Source organism: Streptomyces sp. NPDC001222 (assembly GCF_042896945.1).
Taxonomy (GTDB): domain Bacteria; phylum Actinomycetota; class Actinomycetes; order Streptomycetales; family Streptomycetaceae; genus Streptomyces; species Streptomyces gibsoniae.
Map to the genome: position 1 here is coordinate 20,444 of NZ_JBIAXT010000057.1, position 7,368 is coordinate 27,811.

8 protein-coding genes are annotated in these 7,368 nt (G+C 68.6%); 3 read left to right on the forward strand and 5 right to left on the reverse strand.

From position 1 onward, the window contains the following. Positions 1-161 precede the first annotated feature (161 nt). Positions 162-2,234 (reverse strand): alpha-galactosidase, encoded by a 2,073-nt coding sequence (locus ACFY2Z_RS39710; protein ID WP_390748864.1) that lies wholly within the window; start codon positions 2,232-2,234, stop codon positions 162-164. Positions 2,235-2,427: 193 nt separating this feature from the next. On the opposite strand from ACFY2Z_RS39710, the gene ACFY2Z_RS39715 reads away from it, so the two are divergent. After that, entirely contained in the window at positions 2,428-3,225 is a 798-nt protein-coding gene (locus ACFY2Z_RS39715) for a tyrosine-protein phosphatase (protein WP_390748865.1), read from the forward strand. 55 nt (positions 3,226-3,280) lie between these two features. Here the strand turns inward: ACFY2Z_RS39715 and ACFY2Z_RS39720 are convergent, their stop codons facing one another. The 4 genes from ACFY2Z_RS39720 to ACFY2Z_RS39735 all read right to left on the reverse strand — a co-directional run bounded on the left by ACFY2Z_RS39720 (position 3,281) and on the right by ACFY2Z_RS39735 (position 5,543). Further along, a complete protein-coding gene (locus ACFY2Z_RS39720) occupies positions 3,281-3,400 on the reverse strand; it encodes a DUF6126 family protein (RefSeq protein ID WP_390748866.1) in 120 nt (39 codons plus the stop codon). Beyond that, on the reverse strand, positions 3,397-4,014 hold the full coding sequence (locus tag ACFY2Z_RS39725; protein ID WP_390748867.1) for a helix-turn-helix domain-containing protein: 618 nt from the start codon (positions 4,012-4,014) through the stop codon (positions 3,397-3,399). The genes ACFY2Z_RS39720 and ACFY2Z_RS39725 overlap by 4 nt, the downstream gene beginning before the upstream one ends. Before the next feature lie 123 nt (positions 4,015-4,137). Then, positions 4,138-4,644, reverse strand: a complete 507-nt coding sequence (locus ACFY2Z_RS39730) for a transposase (RefSeq protein ID WP_390748868.1) — start codon at positions 4,642-4,644, stop codon at positions 4,138-4,140. A gap of 239 nt (positions 4,645-4,883) precedes the next feature. After that, positions 4,884-5,543, reverse strand: a complete 660-nt coding sequence (locus ACFY2Z_RS39735) for a cysteine hydrolase family protein (RefSeq protein WP_390748869.1) — start codon at positions 5,541-5,543, stop codon at positions 4,884-4,886. Between the two features lie 54 nt (positions 5,544-5,597). Between ACFY2Z_RS39735 and ACFY2Z_RS39740 the strand changes: the two genes are divergently transcribed. Together ACFY2Z_RS39740 and ACFY2Z_RS39745 are read left to right on the forward strand one after the other, a co-directional pair. Continuing rightward, positions 5,598-6,110 (forward strand): PadR family transcriptional regulator, encoded by a 513-nt coding sequence (locus ACFY2Z_RS39740; RefSeq protein WP_390748870.1) that lies wholly within the window; start codon positions 5,598-5,600, stop codon positions 6,108-6,110. A gap of 67 nt (positions 6,111-6,177) precedes the next feature. After that, positions 6,178-7,290, forward strand: coding sequence for an IS630 family transposase (locus ACFY2Z_RS39745; protein WP_390748871.1), 1,113 nt, complete (start codon positions 6,178-6,180; stop codon positions 7,288-7,290). The last annotated feature ends 78 nt before the right edge of the window (positions 7,291-7,368 follow it).

Sequence of the window (7,368 nt, forward strand, 5' to 3'; positions counted from 1 at the left end):
AATCGTCTGCCACATCGGACCATGATTCACCTTTTGGTGTGAGCTACGCGACCGTAAGAAGGGGTTGACGGACGGTGAGATAAACCACTCGACTTGTTCGGGCCGATCCGGAATAAGCCCCTGAAGAGGGGTGTTGGACGGCTCGACGTGCATCGACAGGCTCAGACACGGCGCAGCCGGATGACCGTCGCGTCGAAGTCCCCGTGCAGCCCGGTCCGCAGACCGTGGTGCAACAGCACGGCACCCCGGTGGATTTCGCCTGTTTCGCGGCATTCATATGTTGCCGTGGGGTCGAGCCCCCGAAGCCGCAGCGGTGCGACCGGCTCTCCGTGATGCTGCGCCTGGAGCAGGGCGAGGACGACGGTCTCCTCGCCGAGGACGTACTGGACCGCGCTGAGACCCCCCTCCGGGCGGCGCAGCCGGTAGAGGTCGCCGCGCTGGACGACGGGACGGATCTCCTTGTAGAGACCCACCCAGTCGCGGGCCTCTGCCAGCTCCTCCTCGGTCCAGTCCGCCAGGTCGCCGCCGACGCCGAGCACCCCGGCCATGGCGCTCACGAACCGGAAGCGCAACGAGCTGACCCGCCCGTTGAGCTGGGTGTTGGGGCTGTCGGTGACCCAGGCGGCCATGACCCGGGCCGGATGGATCTGGCTGAAGCCGTACTGGATGGCGAGCCGGTCGAGCGGGTCGGTGTTGTCGGAGGTCCACACCTGGTCCGTACGGCTCATGATGCCGAGGTCGACGCGTCCCCCGCCGCCCGAGCAGGACTCGAAGGCGACCGAGGGGTGCGCGGCCCGCAGCCGGTCCACCAGCCCGTAGAGCGCTCGCACATGGTCGACCCACAACCGCTGGGGATACGCGTCGACGGGCCAGCCGGCGTCGGTGAAGCAGCGATTGAAGTCCCACTTCACATAGTCGATCGGGGCACTGGAGAGCAGCCCGTCCAGCTGCTCCCACAGGTACTCCTGGACGTCCTCGCGGGCCAGGTTGAGCACGAGCTGGTTGCGGAACTCCGTCCGCCTGCGTCCCGGCTGGTACTGCACCCAGTCGGGGTGCGCGCGATAGAGGTCGCTGTCCGCGTTGACCATCTCGGGCTCGACCCAGATGCCGAACTGCATCCCGAGGGCGTGCACATCGTCGGCGAGCGGCTTCAGACCGCTCGGGAAGCGGTCGGGGTTGGGGGTCCAGTCGCCGAGCCCGGCCCGGTCGCTGGTGCGCGCCCCGAACCAGCCGTCGTCGACCACGAACAGCTCGACACCCATCGCCGCGGCGCGGCGCGCCAGCACCCGCTGCTGCTCCTCGGAGATGCCGAATCCGGTCGCCTCCCAGGAGTTGTAGAGCACGGGCCGGTCCCGGTCCGCGTCCGGGACGACATACGCCCTCTGGTAGGCGTGCCAGGCGCGGCTCGCGCCGCCGAAACCGCCGTCGCTCCACAGTCCGGCGAAAAGGGGAGTGCTGAAGGTCTCCCCCGGCGCCAGCCGCAGCAGGCCCGAGTCGTCGTAGCCGGCGCCGCCGGTGATCTGCACGCGCGCGTCGGGGAGTTGGGCGACGGCGATCCGCCAGCTGCCCGACCAGGCCAGCGCGCAGCCGTAGACCTCGCCCCGCTCCTCGGTGGCGTCCGTGTCGAGCGCGACCCAGGGAAGGTGCTGGTGGCCGGTGTGGCCGCGGCGGCTGCCGATGACCTTCTCGCCGTAGGTGAGGCCGGACCGGACGAGCCGGGACTCGGCCGCCCAGCGGCCGTGCAGCTGCGACAGCCCCCAGCCCTCGCGCTCCGGCAGGGTCCAGGTGGCCGAGTCGGCGCGCAGCAGCTCCACCGGGGCAGCGCCGTCGTTCGCGAGGGTCACCCACCGCTCGACGACATCGCCACGCATCCGGTAGTGGAGGGTGATCCGCAGTCCCGCGTCGGTGAACCGCAGCCGCAGCTCCTCGTCGTCCGTCTCGTACGACTCGAAGGCCCACTCGGTGCCCCGGCGCTCCTCGGTGCGCACGGACAGGGCGGGCCGTACGAACCGGGGGCCGCCCTCGACCGGGTACTCCTCGTGGCCGTCCAGCTGGGATTCGAAGGGCCAGTAGCGGGGGGCGGGCAGGGCGGCCAGGGCCTCCGCGTCGGCGAGGGCGATACGCGGGCCCCAGTGCAGATGCAGCAGTTCGTCGCCGTCGGTGAGCCGGACCGCATAGCTGCTCCCGGGCCCCGACAGCAGCCAGGTACGACCGTCAGCGCCGATCTCCAACATGCGACCCCCACAGATTCGAACAGGTACGACCAGGCCTCAACATCATCGGGCCTGAGGTGCCTCCTGGGCAACGGCTACGGGCCGGGTTCAGCCAGGCGCCCCGTCCGCGATGATTGCCCGTTCAACCCATGTCGTATCGTCGAAGCGCGGCCCGTCGACGAGCAGCGTCGGCGGACGGATGGGAGGAGCCCCCGTGACGCAGCAGGTCCCGTCTACCGAGCCCGAGCTGACCGGAGTGCGCAACTTCCGCGACCTGGGCGGCCTGCCGACCGTGGACGGACGGCGCGTACGGCACGGAGTGCTCTTCCGCAGCGGCCACCTCGCGCATGCGACGGAGCAGGACGCGGCGTTTCTCGCCTCCCTCGGCCTGCACACGGTCTTCGACTTCCGCAACGCGGCGGACATGAAGCTGGAGGGGCCGGACGTCGAGCTGGCGGGCGTGCGGAACGTCAACCTTCCGCTGACGGACCCGGCGGACGGCGCCGAGTTCTGGAAGATGGTCCGCGACGGCGACTTGGAGCAGCTGCGCGGGCTGCTCTCCGACGGCAAGGCCGCGAACCGCATGATCGCGTCGTACCGCACGATCATCCGGGAGCGCACGGGCGAGCACTCCCGGGTGCTGCACGCGATGGCCGAGGACAGCGTGCCCGCGCTGATGCACTGCGCCGCGGGCAAGGACCGCGCGGGTCTGTCGATCGCGGTCACGCTCATCGCCCTCGGGGTCGAGCGGGACGCCATCGTCGCGGACTACCTGGAGTCCAACGCCAAGCACCGCCGGTACAAGGTGCACCGCAACGGCTCCTCCGCCGACACGTACTCGCCCGAGGTGATGGAGCTGCTCAGCCCCCTCTTCGACGCACGGGTCGAGTATCTGGCGGCGGCACTCGAGACCGTCGAGGAGACATGGGGCGGCGTGGACGCCTATCTGGAGCAGGGTCTCGGCGTGACTCCCCAGGTGCGGGAGCGGCTGCGCGAGCGACTGCTGGACTGAGCGGCCCGGCCGCCGCACCGGCGCGGGCTGCTCGGGCTGCCCGGGCAGCCCGGACCTACTTCGCGCCCACCGAGAACAGGAGATAGATGAAGGCGGCGAAGAGGTGGCCGACCGCGATGTAGATGATCAGCCGAACCCACAGGGCGCGGGGGAACTTGTCTTCCATGTTGCTCATGGCATTTCTCCAGGATGAGGACCGAGGCAGAGTGCGGTGAGCGGGCTCTGCAGCAGCGTGTGGACGAAGAGCAGATCGGTCCCGTCGTGATCTGCGGCCGCCAGTCGGTGCGGGGTCAGCGAGTCGAAATGGGCGCTGTCCCCCGGTTCGAGCACATGCGCGGTGTCGCCGAGGCGTAGCCGCAGCCGCCCCTTGAGGACGTACAGCCACTCCTCGCCGGGATGGACCCGCACGATGTCGCCCTGGGTCCCGTGCGGGACGTGGACACGGAGGGCCTGCATCCCGCGTCCGGGCGCGCCGGCCTGCCAGTACGTCCAGCCGCCCGCCCGGGTCGGCTCCATGGCGGGGGCACGCACGATGGCGTCCCGGTCGGCGACGCTCTCGCCGAGCAGCTCGGAGACCGTCGTACTGTAGACACGAGCGAGCGCGAGCAGCATCGGCAGCGAGGGCTGGCGCTGCCCGGTCTCCAGCCGGGACAGATGCGCGGGCGAGAGCCCGGCGGCGCGGGCCGCGGCCTCCAGGGTGAGCGAGGCCCGGCGGCGCAGCGCACGCAGCTGCGGCGCGACGGCGGGCAGGTCCTCGCCGGGGCCGGACTCGTTCTCGGGAGCGGTCATACCTCCTATTCAGCCGCAGGTTTGCCTCTGCGGCAAATTTATTGCCCCAGAGGCAAAATCCTTCGGCTAAGAGCCATCACGTAATGCGGGCCGGGGCCTGCTGCCCCGCGAGGGGTGCCTCGTTTACCGGATGTCGATCTTGAGGTTGTGGAGTGCGGCGACGCCTGCGACGGCGTGGTTGATCGCGTTGCCGCGGCGCCTGCATTGGCGGAGGATCTGGTGTTCTTTGAGCCGCGCGATGGCGTGTTCTGCCATGGACCGGCGTTTGCGGAACCGGCGGTAGGTGCGGTCTTTAACGATGCGCCCGTCGTCGCCTCGGCGTGGTGTGCGGATGCGGCCACAGCCTCGGTAGCCGCCATCACCGGACAGGCGGGGATGGTCAGGGAGTGTTTCCGCGAGGGTTTTACGGAAGACGACGATGTCGTTGCAGTTGCCCGGCCAAGCGTCTCCGACAGCGACAACCCGCCTGTCGCGGGCCCGGCAGACGATCTGTACGTTGACGCTGCGCCGATAGTTCTTGCTTTTTGCGGTGCGCTGCCGGTCGTGGACGGGGATCAAGGTGCCGTCGACGACCCACAGCTCCCGCCTGTCAGCAGGTGGTGGTCCGAGGAGCTCGGCGAGCCGAGTCATAACCCGGTGGGCAGCCGCGTGGGAGATGCCGAAGAGGGAGCCGAGTTACTGCCTGGTGAGTTTGGTCCGATAGGCCAGAACAACGAGGAGCGTCCGGGCGGCAACGGCAAGGACCAGGGCCGGCCCCGGCCTGTAGCGGGTGCGAGTTCCCATAACTGCCCCAACGACATACTGCATGTGCGTCCCGGTCGGTCCTGTCTAGTGCCGCATCAGGCAACGTTCGCCCGCTGCTCGTCCTCTCATGCCGGGGTGACTGAGGTCAGTCGGTTGGTGATCTCTTCTGCGCTCAGCACGAGGGCGAAACCCTTGCGCAGGACTGCGAGTTCAGGTTCTTGCCGGGACTCGTCGTCGGTTGCCGTGACGTCGGAGCCGAAGACGACCTTGTAGCCGCGTTCGTATGCCTGCCGGGCCGTGGTGCCGCAGCAGTAGTTGGTGAGCGTTCCCGTGACGATGACCGTGTCGCGGCCGAGGTTGCGCAGCATCGTATCGAGCGGGGTGTCGTAGAACGCCCCGTAGGAGGGCTTGCGGATGACGACCTCGTCGGGGCGGCGGCCCATGGGGGCCCACACTTCGGCAGGGCCCGGTCGGCGCCAGTCGGTGTCGGCATGCGGGAGGAACTGCAAGGCGTGTGGCCGGTCCAGTCCGAGATGGGTGTCGTCGAAGATGGTCCAGATGACCGGGACCGAGGTCGCCCGGCATTCTTCGACCAGTTGGTGCAACCGGGGCGCCATCCGGGTGGCTGCGGGCACCCAGTAGGGACTCCAGCCGGGCCGGACGAATTCGTCTTGCATGTCGATCACCAGCAGTGCCGCCCGTTCAGGCCGTATGTCGAACGATGCCCGGCCACGCTGGTAAGCGTTGCGCGCCTGTGCGATCACCCATTCCTCGGTGTATGTCATCCTGGCTCCTGCCTCGATTCGAGGTACCTCGTTTCGATGTGCGAGAGTAGCAGCATGCTCGAACTCGCGATCCTTGGATTCCTGGCCGAGGGACCGCTGCACGGCTATCAACTGCGCCATCGGATAGAGCACTTGTCTGGCTATGCCCGGCCGGTCAGCGACGGCAGCCTCTACCCGGCGATCAACCGGCTGGTCAGCGCCGGATTCCTCGACCGGCGAACCGAACCGGGCTCCTCGGCCGCTCAGCGGCACACCCTGAGCCTGACCAATGCCGGCCACTGCGAGCTGCTGCGCCGACTGCGGGATGCCAACGGCCTGGACATCAGTGACAGCACCCGATACTTCACGGTCCTGGCCTTCCTGTCTCACCTGCCCGACACCGCTGACCAGCACGCGGTACTGCGTCGGCGATTGGATTTCCTGGAACAGCCCGCGAGCTTCTTCCACGACGGTGACCGCCTACTGGGCGCCGACGACACTGACGACCCCTACCGGCGCGGCATGCTCACCATCGCCCGCGCCACCAGCCACGCCGAAAGGGCCTGGCTCCGGGAGACGTTGGCCTGACACCGCACCCGCAGGCACCTCGCCCGTTCCCCACCCGGACGCCTCCTCCTCCCGAAAGACTGTGCCGGTGGCAGAGCCAGTGCGGATCAGCGAGATCGACAGCGATGAGGGACAGCGCCTGCTGCGGATCATCCGCCGGGGCACCGGCTCAGTGGTGACCTGGCGGCGGCCCCAGATGGTCTTGCTATCCGCGCAGGCCATGCCCGTGGCGAAGATCGCCGAGGTGACTTTCACGAGCGCGGACCGGGTCCGGGACGTGATCCACAACTTCAATGCCGACGGCTTCGCCTCGCTCTACCCGAAGTACAAGGGCGGCCGGCCGAGGACGTTCACCCTGCCTGAGCGGCGGGAGATCAAGAAGATCGCTAAGTCCAGGCCAGCCGAACACGGCCTGCCGTTCTCGACCTGGAGCCGGGTGAAGCTGGCCGACTTCCTGGTCGCTGAGGGGGTGGTCGATGACATCAGCCACGAGGGCCTGCGGGTCCTGCTCCGCGAGGAGGGCGTGTCCTTTCAACGCATGAAGACGTGGAAGACCTCCCGCGACCCCGACTACGCGGCCAAGAAGGCCCGCGTCGAGCAGCTGTACGCGATCGCCGACGGCGAGGTCATACCCGAGGACGACGAGCCCGACGTCGTCTTATGCCTGGATGAGTTCGGCCCGCTTAACCTGATGCCCCACCCCGGGCGGCAGTGGGCCGAGCGCGGCGGGAAGCACAAGGACCCCGACCGGGAACCGAGGCCGCGCCGGCGGGCGACCTACACTCGCCCGCACGGGGTCCGGCACCTGTTCGCCGCCTACGACCTGGGCAAGGACAAGTTCTACGGGCACATCAAGCCGGAGAAGAACCGGACGAGATTCCTGGAGTTCTGCCGCTACCTGCGCAGCCTCTACCCGCCCCAGATCCGCATCGCGATCGTGCTCGACAACTACTCCCCGCACCTGACCACGAAGAAGGACACCCGGGTCGGCGACTGGGCCGCGGCCAACAACGTTGAGTTCGCCTACACGCCGACCAACAGCTCCTGGCTGAACCGCATCGAAGCCCAGTTCACCGCCCTTCGCTACTTCGCTCTCGACGGCACCGACCACGCCAGCCACAAGGAGCAGGGCAGCATGATCCGCCGCTACATCATCTGGCGGAACAAGCATGCCGCCGACGAACGCGGGTCTGTACGGTGAGCGGTGTAACTCCCGAGCTGGAAGCGACAGTTGATGACTGACGTGACGAGTGACACCAAGGCCGGGAAGGCCGCTCTG

What these genes read in the sequence shown, in the direction of transcription:
- ACFY2Z_RS39720 (WP_390748866.1), bottom strand. Translation starts at nt 3,400, where the DNA reads ATGAGCAACATGGAAGACAAGTTCCCCCGCGCCCTGTGGGTTCGGCTG.
- ACFY2Z_RS39735 (WP_390748869.1), bottom strand. Translation starts at nt 5,543, where the DNA reads ATGACATACACCGAGGAATGGGTGATCGCACAGGCGCGCAACGCTTAC.
- ACFY2Z_RS39710 (WP_390748864.1), bottom strand. Translation starts at nt 2,234, where the DNA reads ATGTTGGAGATCGGCGCTGACGGTCGTACCTGGCTGCTGTCGGGGCCC.
- ACFY2Z_RS39740 (WP_390748870.1), top strand. Translation starts at nt 5,598, where the DNA reads ATGCTCGAACTCGCGATCCTTGGATTCCTGGCCGAGGGACCGCTGCAC.
- ACFY2Z_RS39725 (WP_390748867.1), bottom strand. Translation starts at nt 4,014, where the DNA reads ATGACCGCTCCCGAGAACGAGTCCGGCCCCGGCGAGGACCTGCCCGCC.
- ACFY2Z_RS39730 (WP_390748868.1), bottom strand. Translation starts at nt 4,644, where the DNA reads ATGACTCGGCTCGCCGAGCTCCTCGGACCACCACCTGCTGACAGGCGG.